This is a genomic window from Pseudomonas sp. MF6755 (assembly GCF_016405635.1).
Classification (GTDB): Bacteria; Pseudomonadota; Gammaproteobacteria; order Pseudomonadales; family Pseudomonadaceae; genus Aquipseudomonas; species Aquipseudomonas haemolytica.
On record NZ_JAEKDA010000031.1, the window covers coordinates 25,694 to 40,780 of the forward strand.

General features: G+C 61.7%; 15 protein-coding genes. 11 read left to right on the plus strand and 4 right to left on the minus strand.

All coding sequences use genetic code 11. The features are described 5' to 3' along the window. The first annotated feature begins 21 nt into the window (after positions 1–21). The 8 genes from JFT66_RS28630 to ppnP all read left to right on the plus strand — a co-directional run bounded on the left by JFT66_RS28630 (position 22) and on the right by ppnP (position 9,197). A complete protein-coding gene (locus tag JFT66_RS28630) occupies positions 22–1,800 on the plus strand; it encodes an acyclic terpene utilization AtuA family protein (RefSeq protein ID WP_198860560.1) in 1,779 nt (592 codons plus the stop codon). Between the two features lie 14 nt (positions 1,801–1,814). After that, positions 1,815–2,687: an SDR family oxidoreductase gene (locus JFT66_RS28635; RefSeq protein ID WP_198860561.1), complete on the plus strand. Its 873-nt coding sequence runs from the start codon at positions 1,815–1,817 to the stop codon at positions 2,685–2,687. A gap of 4 nt (positions 2,688–2,691) precedes the next feature. Then, positions 2,692–4,308, plus strand: coding sequence for a geranyl-CoA carboxylase subunit beta (gene atuC, locus JFT66_RS28640; protein ID WP_198860562.1), 1,617 nt, complete (start codon positions 2,692–2,694; stop codon positions 4,306–4,308). Between the two features lie 16 nt (positions 4,309–4,324). Next, complete coding sequence (gene atuD, locus JFT66_RS28645; protein ID WP_198860563.1) at positions 4,325–5,482, plus strand: citronellyl-CoA dehydrogenase; 1,158 nt, start codon at positions 4,325–4,327, stop codon at positions 5,480–5,482. Continuing rightward, a complete protein-coding gene (locus JFT66_RS28650) occupies positions 5,479–6,240 on the plus strand; it encodes an enoyl-CoA hydratase/isomerase family protein (protein WP_153838089.1) in 762 nt (253 codons plus the stop codon). Before atuD ends, JFT66_RS28650 begins: the two co-directional genes overlap by 4 nt. Before the next feature lie 109 nt (positions 6,241–6,349). After that, positions 6,350–8,233 (plus strand): acetyl/propionyl/methylcrotonyl-CoA carboxylase subunit alpha, encoded by a 1,884-nt coding sequence (locus JFT66_RS28655; protein WP_198860564.1) that lies wholly within the window; start codon positions 6,350–6,352, stop codon positions 8,231–8,233. Positions 8,234–8,306: 73 nt separating this feature from the next. Further along, positions 8,307–8,849, plus strand: coding sequence for an exonuclease domain-containing protein (locus JFT66_RS28660; RefSeq protein ID WP_034117041.1), 543 nt, complete (start codon positions 8,307–8,309; stop codon positions 8,847–8,849). Between the two features lie 63 nt (positions 8,850–8,912). After that, entirely contained in the window at positions 8,913–9,197 is a 285-nt protein-coding gene (gene ppnP / locus JFT66_RS28665) for a pyrimidine/purine nucleoside phosphorylase (RefSeq protein ID WP_034117044.1), read from the plus strand. A 48-nt stretch (positions 9,198–9,245) separates the two neighbouring features. Here the strand turns inward: ppnP and JFT66_RS28670 are convergent, their stop codons facing one another. Together JFT66_RS28670 and JFT66_RS28675 are read right to left on the minus strand one after the other, a co-directional pair. Further along, positions 9,246–10,049, minus strand: coding sequence for an MOSC domain-containing protein (locus JFT66_RS28670; protein ID WP_034117047.1), 804 nt, complete (start codon positions 10,047–10,049; stop codon positions 9,246–9,248). A 38-nt stretch (positions 10,050–10,087) separates the two neighbouring features. Continuing rightward, positions 10,088–11,023 (minus strand): chemotaxis protein CheV, encoded by a 936-nt coding sequence (locus tag JFT66_RS28675; protein ID WP_034117049.1) that lies wholly within the window; start codon positions 11,021–11,023, stop codon positions 10,088–10,090. A gap of 553 nt (positions 11,024–11,576) precedes the next feature. Between JFT66_RS28675 and JFT66_RS28680 the strand changes: the two genes are divergently transcribed. From JFT66_RS28680 to JFT66_RS28690, 3 genes are all read left to right on the plus strand, one after another. After that, positions 11,577–12,026, plus strand: coding sequence for a hypothetical protein (locus JFT66_RS28680; RefSeq protein ID WP_198809648.1), 450 nt, complete (start codon positions 11,577–11,579; stop codon positions 12,024–12,026). Positions 12,027–12,391: 365 nt separating this feature from the next. Further along, the gene (locus tag JFT66_RS28685; RefSeq protein ID WP_198860565.1) at positions 12,392–13,285 is read left to right on the plus strand and encodes a sensor histidine kinase; all 894 of its coding nucleotides are present in this window, start codon (positions 12,392–12,394) and stop codon (positions 13,283–13,285) included. Then, a complete protein-coding gene (locus tag JFT66_RS28690; RefSeq protein ID WP_162524857.1) occupies positions 13,282–13,941 on the plus strand; it encodes a response regulator transcription factor in 660 nt (219 codons plus the stop codon). The genes JFT66_RS28685 and JFT66_RS28690 overlap by 4 nt, the downstream gene beginning before the upstream one ends. Here the strand turns inward: JFT66_RS28690 and yegS are convergent. Both yegS and JFT66_RS30340 read right to left on the minus strand, forming a co-directional pair. Continuing rightward, complete coding sequence (gene yegS / locus JFT66_RS28695; protein ID WP_153838094.1) at positions 13,900–14,820, minus strand: lipid kinase YegS; 921 nt, start codon at positions 14,818–14,820, stop codon at positions 13,900–13,902. The genes JFT66_RS28690 and yegS overlap by 42 nt on opposite strands. A 187-nt stretch (positions 14,821–15,007) precedes the next feature. Next, the coding region (locus JFT66_RS30340) for an IS3 family transposase (protein WP_198860566.1) at positions 15,008–15,087 on the minus strand (80 nt) is incomplete at its 5' end.

Here is a 15,087-nt window from a genome sequence, read left to right on the forward strand (position 1 = left end):
CCATTGGAGCAAGGATTTCTCATGAGCAAGACGGTTCGTATCGGCTGCGCCAGCGCCTTCTGGGGCGACACCTGCACCGCCGCCGCCCAGTTGGTGCACGGTGGCGCCTTGGATTACCTGGTGTTCGACTACCTGGCCGAAGTCACGATGTCGATCCTTGCCGGTGCGCGCATGAAAGATCCCCAGGCCGGTTACGCCATGGATTTTGTCGACGTCCTCACACCGTTGCTGGCGGATATCCAGCGCCAAGGCATCCGCGTGATCAGCAATGCCGGTGGCATCAATCCCCAGGCGTGCGCCGCCGCCCTGCAAGCAGCCTGCGACAAAGCCCAGGTGCCGCTGAAAATCGCGGTATTGCTTGGCGATGACCTGCACCCCCAACTCAAACACCTGCCCACTGTCAGCGAGATGTTCACCGCTGCCCCGCTGCCCCCCATGTGTGTGTCCGCCAACGCCTACTTTGGCGCGCCGGGCATTGCCCAGGCCCTGGGACTGGGCGCTGATATCGTCATCACCGGCCGGGTAGTCGACAGCGCCGTGGTGAGCGCAGCACTGGTGCATGAATTCAACTGGTCTTGGCAGGATTACGATCACCTGGCCCAGGCCGCGTTGGCCGGGCATATCATCGAATGCGGCGCCCAGTGCACCGGCGGCAATTTCACCGATTGGCGCGACGTGCCGGACTATGAGCACATCGGCTTCCCGATTGTCGAAGTCAGCGCCGACGGCCAGTTCACCGTCAACAAGGTCGAGGGCAGCGGCGGGCTGATCAGCGAACTGAGCGTGGCCGAACAGCTGCTGTATGAAATCGGTGATCCGCGCGCCTATCTATTGCCCGATGTGATCTGCGATTTCAGCCAGGTCAAAGTGCAGCAACAGGGCAAACACTCGGTGCGCCTGCATGGCGCCAAAGGCCTGCCACCCACCGATCAGTACAAGGTCAGCGCCACCTACCCCGATGGCTTTCGTTGTACCGCCAGTTGCCTGCTCGCCGGGATCGACGCGGTGGCCAAGGCCGAGCGAGTCAGCCAGGCGATCATCAACAAGACCGCAGAACTGTTCAGCCAGCGTGGCTGGGCACCCTACAGCGAAGTCAACATCGAGCTGCTCGGCAGTGAAGCCACCTACGGCGCCCATGCCCGGCGCGAGGACTGCCGTGAGGTGGTGGTCAAGCTGGCCGTAAGGCACCCGAGCAAGCAGGCGCTGGTGCTGTTTGCCCGCGAGATCGCCCAGGCGGCCACGGGCATGGCTCCGGGGTTGACCGGCATCGTCGGTGGGCGGCCCACGGTGTACCCGCTGATCCGGCTGTTTTCGTTCCTGATCGACAAATCGTCCTGCGAAGTGGTCATCGACTACCTAGGCCAACGCTATGCCGTCGAGCTGCCTGCCTCGACGCCCATGCTCACACCCGCCGCCCCCACGGAACCGGCCAAACCCCAGGGCCGCGCCGACGCCAGCGTGGCGCTGGTGAAACTCGCCGTGGCGCGCTCTGGTGACAAGGGCAACCACAGCAATATCGGCGTGATCGCCCGCCACCCCGACTTCCTGCCGTGGATTGCCGAAGCGTTGACCCCGGAGGTGATCGTCGACTGGATGGGCCACCTGCTCGACCCGATCCATGGTCGTGTCGAACGCTGGTACTTGCCCGGCAGCCACAGCCTGAATTTCCTGCTGGAAAATGCCTTGGGCGGCGGCGGCATCGCCAGCCTGCGCATCGACCCCCAAGGCAAAGCCTTCGCCCAGCAACTGCTGGAAATCCCCATCGCCGTGCCGCAACACATCGCAGACTCTCTCATCTAAAAAGGACCGTCGCCGTGGCCTTCGACTCAATCTTCAAAGCCGACCTGTTCCAGGGGCAAACCGTGATTGTCACCGGTGGCGGCAGTGGCATTGGCCGCTGCACCGCCCATGAACTGGCGGCCCTGGGCGCCCGCGTCATCCTGGTGGGGCGCAAGCCGGAAAAGCTGCAGAAGGTCGCGGCAGAAATTGCCGAAGACGGCGGCGACGCCCATTGGCACGCCTGTGATATCCGCGATGAAGAGGCGGTGAAAGCGCTGGTCACCCAGATCCTGCAGGACCACGGCCCGATCCACGGCCTGGTGAATAATGCGGGCGGCCAATATCCGTCGCCACTGGCCGCGATCAATCAAAAGGGCTTTGAAACCGTACTGCGCACCAACCTGGTGGGCGGCTTCCTGATGGCGAGGGAAGTGTTCAACCAGTCGATGAGCAAACACGGCGGCGCCATCGTCAATATGCTCGCCGACATGTGGGGCGGCATGCCCGGCATGGGCCACTCCGGCGCGGCGCGTTCGGGCATGGACAACTTCACCAAGACCGCCGCGTTTGAATGGGGCTATGCCGGGGTGCGCGTCAACGCCGTGGCGCCCGGCTGGATTGCCTCCAGCGGCATGGACACTTATGACGGCGCGTTCAAGGCGGTGATCCCTACCCTGCGCGAGCATGTACCGCTCAAGCGTATCGGCACCGAGTCGGAAGTCAGCGCCGCCATCGTGTTTCTGCTCAGCCCGGCCGCAGCCTTTGTCAGCGGCAGCACCCTGCGCATTGACGGCGCCGCCAGCCTGGGCAGCCGCGCGTGGCCGCTGCACACGGCACTGGCGCCGAGTGAACCCTTCAACGGTTTCCACCGTGCCTACCTGCCGGATGTGCTAAAGGCGGAGCAATAACCCCATGCCGATGATTGAAAGCCTGATCGATGCCCACAGCCCGCAGTTCGCGCAAAACCGCGACGCCATGCTGGCCGCCATCGCCCAGTTGCGCCAACTGGAACACACCCTGCTTGCCAAGGCCCAGGAAGCCAAGCCCAAGTTCGACAAGCGCGGCCAACTGTTGCCTCGCGAGCGCCTCAATTTGCTGCTCGACCCCGGCGCGCCATTCCTGGAGCTGGCCAGCCTGGCCGGCTATAAGCTTCACGACGACAAGGACGGCAGCGCCGCCGGTGGCGGGCTGATCGCCGGCATCGGCTATGTCAGTGGCGTGCGCATGCTGGTGGTGGCCAACAACAGCGCGATCAAGGGCGGTACCATTTCGCCCTCCGGCCTGAAAAAGTCCCTGCGCCTGCAACAGATCGCCATGGAGAACAAACTGCCGGTGGTGACCCTCGCCGAAAGCGGCGGCGCCAACCTCAACTATGCCGCCGAGATTTTCGTCGAAGGCGCACGCAGCTTCGCCAACCAGGCGCGTATGTCAGCCATGGGCCTGCCACAGATCACCGTGGTGCACGGCTCGGCCACGGCCGGCGGTGCCTATCAGCCGGGGCTGTCGGATTACGTGGTGGTGGTGCGCGGCAAGGCCAAGCTGTTCCTCGCCGGCCCCCCGCTGCTCAAGGCCGCGACGGGCGAAGTCGCCAGCGATGAAGAACTGGGTGGCGCCCAGATGCACGCGCAAACCGCCGGTACAGCCGAATACCTGGCGGAAAACGATGCCGATGGCGTGCGTATCGTGCGTGAAGTTGTCAGCCTGCTGCCGTGGAATGACCGGCTGCCGAAGCCCGCGAAAAGCACCTATAAAGAGCCGTTGTACCCCATCGAGCAGTTGCTGGGACTGATCCCCGATGACCCGAAAAAACCCTACGACGTCCGCGAGATCCTGGCGCGCCTGGCAGACGGCTCGCACTTCCTGGAATTCAAGGGCGAGTTCGACGCCCACACCGTCTGCGGCCACCTGCATATCCAAGGGCGCGCCGTCGGCGTGATCGGCAACAACGGCCCGATCACGCCGAAGGGCGCAAGCAAGGCCGCGCAGTTTATCCAGCTGTGTGACCAGAGCCGCACGCCGCTGCTGTTCCTGCACAACACCACCGGTTTCATGGTCGGCACCGAGTCCGAACAACAAGGGGTGATCAAGCACGGCGCAAAGATGATTCAGGCGGTGGCCAACGCCCGCGTGCCTAAACTCACCATCGTCGTCGGCGGCTCCTACGGCGCCGGCAATTATGCGATGTGCGGACGCGGCCTGGACCCACGCTTTATCTTCGCCTGGCCCAACAGCCGCACGGCGGTGATGGGCGGCGCGCAAGCCGGCAAAGTGCTGCGTATCGTCACCGAGGCCAAACAGTTGAAGGACGGTCTGGTGCCCGACCCCAAGGTGCTGGACATGCTCGAACAGGTGACTGCGCAAAAGCTCGACAGCCAGTCCACTGCGCTCTACGGCAGCGCCAACCTGTGGGACGACGGGCTGATCGATCCACGGGATACCCGCACCTTGCTTGGGTTTGTGCTGGATATCTGTCACGAAGCCGAACTGCGGCAACTGCAACCGAACAGCTTTGGCGTGGCGCGTTTCTAACAGGAGAACAAGAACAATGATCTTTACCCAGGAACACCAGGAACTGCGCCGCACCGTGCGCGCCTTCGTCGACCGCGAGATCAACCCCCATGTGGATGAATGGGAAAAAGCCGGGCGCTTTCCCATCCACGAGATCTTCCGCAAGGCCGGCGACCTCGGCCTGCTGGGCATTTCCAAGCCGGAACAATTCGGCGGCATGGGCCTGGACTACAGCTACTCCATCGTCGCCGCCGAAGAATTCGGCAGCATCCGCTGTGGCGGCATCCCCATGTCCATCGGCGTGCAGACCGACATGTGCACCCCAGCCCTGGCGCGCTTCGGTTCCGATGAACTGCGCGACGAGTTCCTGCGCCCGGCCATCAGCGGCGAGCAGGTCGGCTGCATTGGCGTCTCGGAAACCGGCGCCGGCTCCGATGTGGCCGGGCTCAAGACCCATGCACGCAAGGACGGCGACGACTACGTGATCAACGGCAGCAAAATGTGGATCACCAACTCGCCCAGCGCCGACTTTATCTGCCTGCTGGCCAACACCTCCGACGACAAGCCGCACATCAACAAATCCCTGATCATGGTGCCGATGAATACCCCGGGCATCAGCGTCAGCCCGCCCCTGGAAAAACTCGGCATGCACAGCTCCGAGACCGCCCAGGTGTTCTTCGACAGCGTGCGCGTACCGCAGCGCAACCGCATCGGCCACGAAGGTGCAGGCTTCATGATGCAGATGCTGCAGTTCCAGGAAGAGCGCCTGTTCGGCGCAGCCAATATGATCAAGGGCCTGGAGTACTGCATCGACAGCACCATCGAGTACTGCAAGGAGCGCCAGACCTTCGGCAAAGCGTTGATCGACAACCAGGTGATCCACTTCCGCCTGGCCGAACTGGCGACCGAAATCGAGTGCCTGCGCGCCTTGGTCTACCAGGCCACCGAGCAATACATCAAGGGCCAGGACGTGACTCGCCTGGCCTCCATGGCCAAACTCAAGGCCGGACGCCTGGGCCGTGAAGTCAGCGACAGTTGCCTGCAATATTGGGGCGGCATGGGCTTCATGTGGGACAACCCGGTGGCCCGCGCCTATCGCGACGTACGCCTGGTATCGATTGGCGGCGGTGCCGACGAAATCATGCTGGGCATCATCTGCAAACTGATGGGCACCCTGCCCGGTAAAAAGCCATGAACACCTTGCTGCTCGAAGCCCATAACGGTGTGCTGCACATCACCCTCAACCGGCCTGAATGCCGCAATGCGATGAGCTTGGAGATGGTCAAGGAACTGCGTGAGGTGCTGGCACAGTTGGACAGCCAGGTGCGCGCCGTGGTGATCAGCGGCGCTGGCGGGCATTTCTGCGCGGGGGCCGATGTGAAGGACCTGATCGGCGCGGGGGATCAGATGCAAGCGTTGAATCGCGCGTTTGGCACGCTGCTGCAAGAGGTCGAGGCGTTGCCGCAGGTAGTGATTGTGCTGCTGCAAGGCGCGGTGCTAGGCGGCGGGTTTGGGTTGGCGTGCGTGAGTGATATTGCAATCGCTGATCACAAAGCGCAGTTCGGCTTGCCGGAGACCCGCCTGGGGTTGTTGCCGGCGCAGATTGCGCCGTTTGTGGTCAAGCGTATTGGGCTGACCCAGGCACGGCGACTGGCGCTGACGGCGGCGCGGTTTGATGGGGTTGAAGCAGAGCGGCTGGGGGTGGTGCATTTTGTGGAGCATGATCCGCAGGCATTGGCGCAACGCCTGGATGAGGTGTTGGGGCAGGTGTTGCAATGTGCACCAGGGGCAAATGCGCGGACTAAATTGCTGTTGCTGGCAAGCGTGGATGAGCCGATTGCCGGGGTGTTGGACCGCGGGGCACAGTGGTTTGCCGAGGCGGTGATGAGCGAGGAAGGGATTGAGGGGACGCAGGCTTTTGTGCAGAAGCGCATGCCTCGGTGGTGCGAATGACGCTATCGGGGGCAAGCCCCCTCCCACATTTGAAATGCATTCCAATGTGGGAGGGGGCTTGCTCCCGATGAGGCCAGAACAGACCCTCCATCATCAAAGGGATAACCCTATGCCCGCACTCACCAAGATTCTGATCGCCAACCGCGGCGAAATCGCCTGCCGCCTCCAACGCACCGCCCAGGCATTGGGCTACCGCACCGTCGCCGTGTACAGCGACGCCGACACCCACGCCCTGCACGTGCAGATGGCCGACGAAGCCGTGAACATCGGCCCCGCTCCCGTACACCAGTCATACCTGAACATAGGCGCGATTCTCGACGCCGCCCACCGCACCGGCGCCGACGCGATCCACCCTGGCTACGGCTTCCTCTCCGAAAACCCCGACTTCGCCCGTGCCTGCCAGAACGCCAATATCACCTTCATCGGCCCCAGCGTCGAAGCTATCGAACTGATGGGCAGCAAGCGCCTGTCCAAACTCGCCATGCTAGATGCCGGCGTCCCCTGCATCGCCGGTTACCAAGGCAGCGCCCAGGACGATGCCACCCTGCAACTAGAGGCCGAGCGTATCGGCTTCCCGCTGATGATCAAGGCCAGCGCCGGTGGCGGTGGGCGTGGCATGCGCCTGGTGCATCAACGCGAGCAACTGCTGGAGCAACTGCGCACCGCACGTTCGGAAGCCATGCACGCCTTCGGCAGCGACGAGTTGATCCTCGAACAGGCCCTGATCGACCCGCGCCACGTTGAGGTCCAACTGTTCGGAGATAGCCAAGGCAACCTGATCTACCTCGGCGAGCGCGACTGTTCGATCCAGCGCCGCCATCAGAAAGTCATCGAAGAAGCCCCCTGCCCCGTGATGACGCCCGAACTGCGCCAGGCCATGGGCGAAGCTGCGCTGAAGGCCGGGCGTGCGGTGAATTACGTCGGCGCCGGCACCGTGGAATTTCTGCTCGACCGCAACGGCCGGTTCTATTTCCTGGAAATGAACACGCGCCTGCAAGTCGAACACCCGGTGACCGAACTGATCACCGGGCTCGACCTGGTGGCCTGGCAACTGCACATCGCCGCGGGCCAACCCTTGCCGTTTGAGCAAGCCGATGTGGTCCTCAGCGGTCACGCCATGGAAGTACGCCTGTACGCCGAAGACCCGGCCCAGGGCTTCCTGCCGCAAACCGGTGACGTGCTGCGCTGGGATCCCGCCCCCGGCGTGCGTATCGACCATGGTTTACGCGAAGGCGAAAAAATCAGCCCGTTCTATGACCCGATGCTGGGCAAGATCATCGTCCATGGCGCCAACCGTGAAGAGGCCCGACGTAAGTTGCTGCGGGCGGTGGAAGACACGGTGTTACTCGGCGTCACCACCAATCAGCGGCTATTGGCTGATTTGCTCAAGCATCCGGGTTTTATCGCCGGCGATTTCAGCACCGCATTTATCGCAGAACACTTCGGCGACATACCGCCCCAAGTGCCGTCGCAAGAACAGCTCACCCTGGCAGCAACACTGTTTTATACACACAGCGCCGACCAGCATCCCCAAGGTCTGGCAGGATGGCGCAACAACACCAATGTCCCGTGCACCTATCGCCTGGAGGTCAATGGCCAAATCCACGCCGTGACGAGCGACGCTCTGCAACTCACCACCGACGGGCGCTGGGCCACCCTGGAGCTCAATGGGATTCGCCGGCGCATCGCCTACCACCTCGACGACACTCAACTGTGGTTGCCCGGCTTGAAGGTCATCAACCGCTCCCAACAAGTCGCCAGTCGCCAGGCCGACGCCAGCAGCGGCACGGTCAAGGCGCCAATGGACGGCGCCATCGTCGACATACGGGTCAGCGTCGGTGAACGCGTCAGCAAAGGCCAACTCTTGCTGGTGCTCGAAGCGATGAAAATGGAGCACCCGTTGAAGGCCGGCATCGACGGCATCATCAAGGGCGTGCAGGTGGTAACGGGCGATCAGGTGCGCAATCGTCAGGTTTTGCTGGAGATCGAATAACGGCCTAGGCGGAACTACAGGGCCCGGCTACGCTCTATCCCCATCAGGAAGGACGAGTACGGGAACCTGCACCATGCCTCATTGGCTGATTATTGACCTTGAAGCCACAACGGATGACGGCGGCTGGCCCGTGACGGAGATGGAAGTCATCGAGATCGGCGCCAGCCTGGTCAACCGCCAGGGCCGCGAACTGGATCACTTCCAGCGCTTTGTGCGGCCACTGCGGCGGCCATTGCTGACGCCCTTTTGCCGCAAACTGACGCATATCACCCAGGCCAACATCGACGCAGCTGCGCCAATCACCGAGGTATGGCCACTGTTCGAGCGCTGGCTGGGCCAGCATCAGGCACGCCTGGAAGGCTGGGCCAGTTGGGGTGATTACGATCGGGTGCAGCTTGAACTGGAATGGCAACGCCATGGCCTGGCCAGTGCGCTTGGGCAAACGCCCCATGTGAACCTCAAGCAGCGCTTTGCCAAGGCCCGGCGCCTGGACAAGCCGCTGGGGCTCAATGGCGCCCTGCAGTTGGCCGGGATGCAGTTCCATGGTCAGCAGCATCGCGCGTTGGAAGATGCACGCAACACCGCACGCCTGTTACCGTTGATTTTGCCGGTCTAGGCAGCTCCCGTGGGCTTGGGCATACTGGCCGGCCTTTCCAGACCCTTTTCCGAGGATTCACCCATGTTCAAAGTCAACGAGTACTTCGACGGCACGGTCAAGTCGATCGCTTTCGGCACCGCAGAGGGTCCGGCGACCATCGGCGTGATGGCTCCGGGTGAATACGAATTCGGCACCGCCCAGCGTGAAATCATGCACGTGGTGTCCGGCGCCCTGACCGTCAAACTGCCTGATGCCAACGAGTGGGAAACCTTCGCCGCCGGCAGCCAGTTCCACGTACCGGCCAACAGCAAGTTCCAGTTGAAGGTCGCCGTGGACACCGCTTACCTGTGTGAATACCGCGGTTAAGCGTCACCGGCACATAAAAATGCCCGTCTCCAGCGAGACGGGCATTTTTTATTCCAGCACCGTCACCGGCATGCCGATTTCCAGGCGCCCGATGCCGTCGTTGACCAGGTTCTGGCCGAACATCGCGCCCTTCTCGGTCTTGCGGTAGGCCTCAAGCGTCGCGAAGGGCTCGCGGTCGGGGCTGCGCTCGCCGGTCTGTGGGTCAATGGTGGTGAGTATGCAACGCGAGCACGGCTTGACCACCCGGAACTCCACATCGCCGATGCGCAAGCGTTTCCAGCCGTCCTCGGCAAAAGCTTCGGCGCCTTCAATCACCAGGTTGGGACGAAAACGCAACATCTGCATCGGCCGGCCGATACGCGCGCATAAGTCGTCAAGGGAGGCCTGACCGATCAGCAACAAGGGGTAACCGTCGGCAAACCCCACCTGATCGTCATCCTGGCCATAACCCGACTCGGTGGAACGTGCGCGGTCCAAGGGCATATGCACCAGGCGTGTGGGTTTGCCAATGAACGCACTGACCCAGGCGGCCGCCGCATCGCCGGCATCCGGCACGCGCAGGGTGTCGCGCCAGATGGTCACGCCGCGCAATCCATCGTCGCCGGGCAAGGCCACGTCAAGCGAAGTATGGCCGGGTGAGCTGAGGGTCAAGCCGCCGGTGCTGTTCCACAGCGCCGACAGTTGGCTCATCTTCGCCACGGCACGCTGCGTGAGGAACCGCCCGCTGGCTTCGTCCACCAGCATCCAGCGTCGATCACCGTCCAACCCGAGTTTATCCAGGCCAATCTGCTGCAAGGGTTCGCCCTTGCCGGACTTCAAGGGGTAACGGTACAACGCGCTGAGACGAAGCATGGGCCTGCATTCCTGGGAAACAAAGTGTCATCCTAAAGTCAGGCGGACACTTCGTCCAACATCAGTCGCTGGCGCACCACATCCACCAGCTTGTCCGGCTGGAATTTGGAGAGGAAATTGTCGCAGCCGACCTTCTTCACCATCGATTCGTTGAAGCTGCCCGACAGCGAGGTGTGCAGCACCACGTAGAGCCCGCGCAGGCGCGGATCGTTGCGGATTTCAGTGGTGAGACGGTAGCCGTCCATTTCAGGCATTTCAGCGTCGGTGAAGATCATCAGCAGTTTGTCGGTCATCACCTGGCCGCTGTCGGCCCAGGCCTTGAGCATGTTCAGCGCCTTGAGACCGTCGCTGGCGATGTGCATCTTCACGCCCAACTGGCCCAGGGTGTCACGCAATTGCGAGAGCGCCACATTGGAGTCGTCCACCAGCAGCACTTCGCGACCACGGGCACGCTCGAGCACCGGGTCTTCGAGTTTCTCCCGGGAGACCTTGGCGTTGTAGGGCACGATCTCGGCGAGGACCTTCTCCACGTCGATGATTTCCACCAACTGGTCATCGACCTTGCTGATGGCGGTGAGGTAATGCTGGCGACCGGCGCTGGCCGGCGGTGGCAGGATCGCTTCCCAGTTCATGTTGACGATGCGGTCGACGCCGCCCACCAGGAACGCCTGCACCGAACGGTTGTACTCGGTGACGATAATGGTGCTGTTGGGCCCCGGCACCAAAGGGCGCATACCGATGGCCTGGGACAGGTCGATCACCGGCAGGGTTTGGCCACGCAGGTTGACCACCCCGCAAACGAAGGGGTGGCGCTGGGGCATCAGGGTCAGCTTGGGCAGTTGCAGCACTTCCTGCACTTTGAACACGTTGATCGCGAACAACTGCCGCCCGGCCAGGCGGAACATGAGAATCTCCAGGCGATTCTCCCCCACCAATTGCGTGCGTTGATCTACCGTGTCGAGAATGCCGGCCATTGAAAGCTCCTGGTGTGCTGAGAGGGTGTGCAACGGACTTGAGCGTCGCTCCTACCAGTGGGTTATCGGCGGCGAGCGCCAGACCTTGACCCGCTTAAAATGCCACGTAAATGCATTGATGTCACACTGACATCATGCTTTACTGCAAGCGCCTCTTCATATGGCAATACCGAGCCTTGCGCGACATTCAAATCGACGCGAGGTTCCGCCGTGTAAGGGATTCCCCTACGCACAATCAGGCCCAACCTGATATTCGCGATATCTAATAGCCATTAATGTGACGCCATTCTCATTGCATGAATGGAGTCAGGCTTTTGTTTGCCATCCCAAGCCCACGACCCACGGGTCTTTCAGGCACTTACATGTCGGCAACTGAAGTTGTGCAATCGCCGTGGATAACCAGAGCTATCCAGAGCTTGCGTGTGTATTCAAATAAAATTCCTACTGAAATCTCGGAAGCAACCTACAGATTCCAGTCATATTTCAGCGCTAGTTTTAAGCCATTCACCCAGTGCGACATCCAATCACCCGACCTTAAGTTGTGGAGAATTGCATGATGAATAGCGCAAACGAATGGCAAACAGCACTCCCCGAGTTTCTGCTGGAAGCGGAAATGCTGCTGGCCAAGTCTGAAGAATGCCTGAGCCACCTGCATTTGATTCGCAACGACAGCGATGCCATCGACTGCATGAAAGCCAGCCTGGCCAAGCTGGCTGAAAAGGCTGATGGCTTGGCCCTGCAAGCCATCAGCGAGTTCTCCCGGCATATCCAATACCTGATCGCCAATGCCGTGAGCCCCGTGCAACTGCATGACCAGGCCCTGGATGCCCTGCACGACTGCCTGACGTTGCTGGCCTGGCAACTGGAATTGATCGACATCCGTACCGGCAAGCTGGGCCTGGATGAGAGTGAACAAACGTCGCTGATTGCGACCGTCACGTCGCAGATCCCTCAGAAAGACTACGAACGTAACCCGCAGCATCGTTTGCGCCATGGGCCGTGAAACGTGCAAAGGTCGTATTTAATACGTGGGTTATCTAAAAACGACCGCCCTTGCTCAAACGATGCAACTCGATTACCGGCGGAAGAAATATCAATTAGCCAGCTACTCAATAACTGTACAAAGTACTCCAACTAATACAACTGACTATCTTTGAACTCTGGGACTGCCGCCAGGGCATATGCGTGGTTAATACATGGATGGGGAAAGTGCTCGCGACCAACAGTAATAGTGGTGGTACTATGCCCCGCTCCTAGTGACTCAACTTCCTCATGGGTAACAACGATTCGGCACCGCACGCCCAGCCAAGCCCAGTCAATCGCCGTTGCCGGTCTTCCCGCAGTGAACCCTCATTGGCTCCATCCGCTATGTACGCCAACCTCAAGTCACTTATCGCCAGGTCCGTGTCCCGGAGTCATGCGCGTCACCTCATCCCTGCCCTGTGCCTGTGCTCACTGCTGGCCAGCCTGTGGGCTTATCTGCAGGGCGCGCCGCTGACGTTATTGATCCTGCTGCTCAACCTGGCAACGTTGTTGGTGGTGGGCCTGCGACAGTGGAATTCGCGTAAATCCATCAAGTTCCAGCCCCAGGAACTGGCCGACCGCCTGCTGCAAGTCCAGGAAAACGAACGCCATCGCCTCAGCCGCGAGCTGCACGACGATATCGGCCAACTGCTGACCGCCGCCAAATTGCAGAGCGAATGGTTGCAGCGCCGCCTGCCTCAAGAGCTGCAAAACCATTGCTCGGTGCTGTGCAATACACTCACTGAAACCCTGGCGAAAGTGCGTGACGTTTCGGCGATCCTCAACCCTCGTCAACTGGCGAGCCTGGGCCTGGAAGCCAGCCTGCGCGCGCACTTGCTCAAAACCCTGGAAAACACCCAGGTGTGCTGGAGCCTGGAGTGCCAGCAACGGCTCACCGGCATCCCCGAAGAAATGGCCGTGGCGGCCTTTCGCATCACCCAGGAAGCGGTGACCAATATGCTGCGCCATGCCCAGGCGCACAATTTGCGGGTGCGTCTGCAACGCCTGCCGGAAGGCCTGTCGCTGATGATCTGCGATGACGGCCTGGGCTTTTCGCCTGCCAGCGACCCCGGCAGGGAAGGTCAACGGGGCATGGCCGGCATGACCGAACGGATTGATCAGTTGGGGGGCACGCTGTCCGTCAGCAGCCGACCAGGCAAAGGCACACGTATCGACGCACTTTTCCCCTGGGCGCCCCGCGCCCTCGAACGGGCCAGCGCCCCTAAGGTTCTCGAGTGACCTGCAGTTTACTCCTGGTCGATGACCACGCACTGATTCGCGCCGGCGTACGCGCGCTGATCCTGGATATCCCCGGTTACAGCGTGATCGGCGAAGCCAGCGATGGCGCGCAACTGCTGGAGCAATTCAGCGCCCTGCTGCCGGACATCGTGCTGCTCGACCTGTCGATGAAGCACACCGGCGGCCTGGACGCCTTGCAGCAACTCAAGCGCGCCTACCCCAAGTGCAAGGTGCTGATCCTGTCGATGCACACCGACCCCGAGCTGATCATGCGTGCGCTGGAGGCTGGCGCCCACGGCTACCTGCTCAAGGACACCACCGCCAACGAGCTGGAGCACGCACTGCTGGCCCTGCGTAACAACGAGCGCTACCTGAGCCCCGCCATCGCCCACACCGTGATCAATCAGGCGCTGATCCACCACCAGGGCTCCAGCGCACCTGCCGCCCACAGTCACAACCTCACGGCGCGGCAATTGGAAATCCTGCGCCTGATCGTACGCGGCAAGTCCACCCGTGAAATCGCCCACGGCCTGGGCCTGAGCATCAAGACCGTGGAAGCCCATCGCTCGCAGATCATGAAGCGCTTGCAGATCTTCGACGTGGCGGGCCTGGTGTTATTCGCCGTGCGTGAGCAGATCATCAGCCTGGACGACTAACGGCGAGCCCAGCGGCAAGTGCACGCGCAGGGCCTTGGGCAACGCTTCGAAATGCAGGTCATCGCCTTCCAGTGGCTCACCATCGAGGTTGATGTACAACCCTTGGGCCACCTTGATATTGACCCACGGCAGGCGTGCACGCACGAACATGGTGTCCAGGCCCCAACCGTTATTCATCAATTCACGCAGGGTGCCGACCACTTCCTGGGGCGCGGGCAGGATGCTCACATCCAGCAGCCCGTCATCGGCCAAGGCGCCGGGACACAAGACATGCCCACCGCCGGCCTGGCGACCGTTGCCGATACCCAGCGCGAGCAACTCGCCTTTCCAATGGAAATCCGGGCCTTCCAGCTCCCCATAGGCAGCCTTCAATTCACTGAAGCGCGATAAACCGGTGAACAGGTAAGCGGCACCGCCGAGAACTTTCTTCAAGTCTTCGGAGGTGTTGGCCGTGACCTGGCTGCCGAAACCACCGGTGGCCATGTTCAGGAAAATTTGCCCGCCGACCTGGCCGAGGTCGATCGCCCTGGGCTGAACGTCCAGCAAGGCCAGGGCACCGGCCGGCTCCAACGGCACGCCAGCGGCCTTGGCGAAGTCATTGGCGGTGCCCAAGGGCATCAGCACCAGGCTGGCATCGGTCTTGGCCAACGCCATAGCCTCGGCCACATCGCGCAGGGTGCCGTCGCCGCCGCCGGCGATGATATGGGTATACCCACCCTCCAGTGCCTCGTTGACCAGGCGCTGGGCATCGCCGCCCTCCCAGGTCACCCGCACGGCCAGTTCCCAACCTACCTTGCGCCTGGCCAGCACGGCGGCGCGCACGTCCTCGTTGAGGGCTTGCTTGCCGTGGAGGATTAACAGTGCCTTGGGGGTGGTCATTGGGGGGATCTCCTGGGTCAAAGGTGCTTGAAGGATGTTGACCTTTGGAGAGGGGGAAAAAGTCTATGGGGAGGGAAATAAATTGGGTGGGTGGGTGGTGTACCGCGTAAATATCCGTTGCTTAGGTAACGGCTACTATTGGTTCCGCTCTTACATGAACTGCCCCCCAAAAGTTGGACAGGAGACGCTATTGATTTAGTGCCTGGGTCCGAAATTGTATCGGACTCAAGCCATTCAGTCTGAGGCTTATGCGGTCTTGGTTGTAGT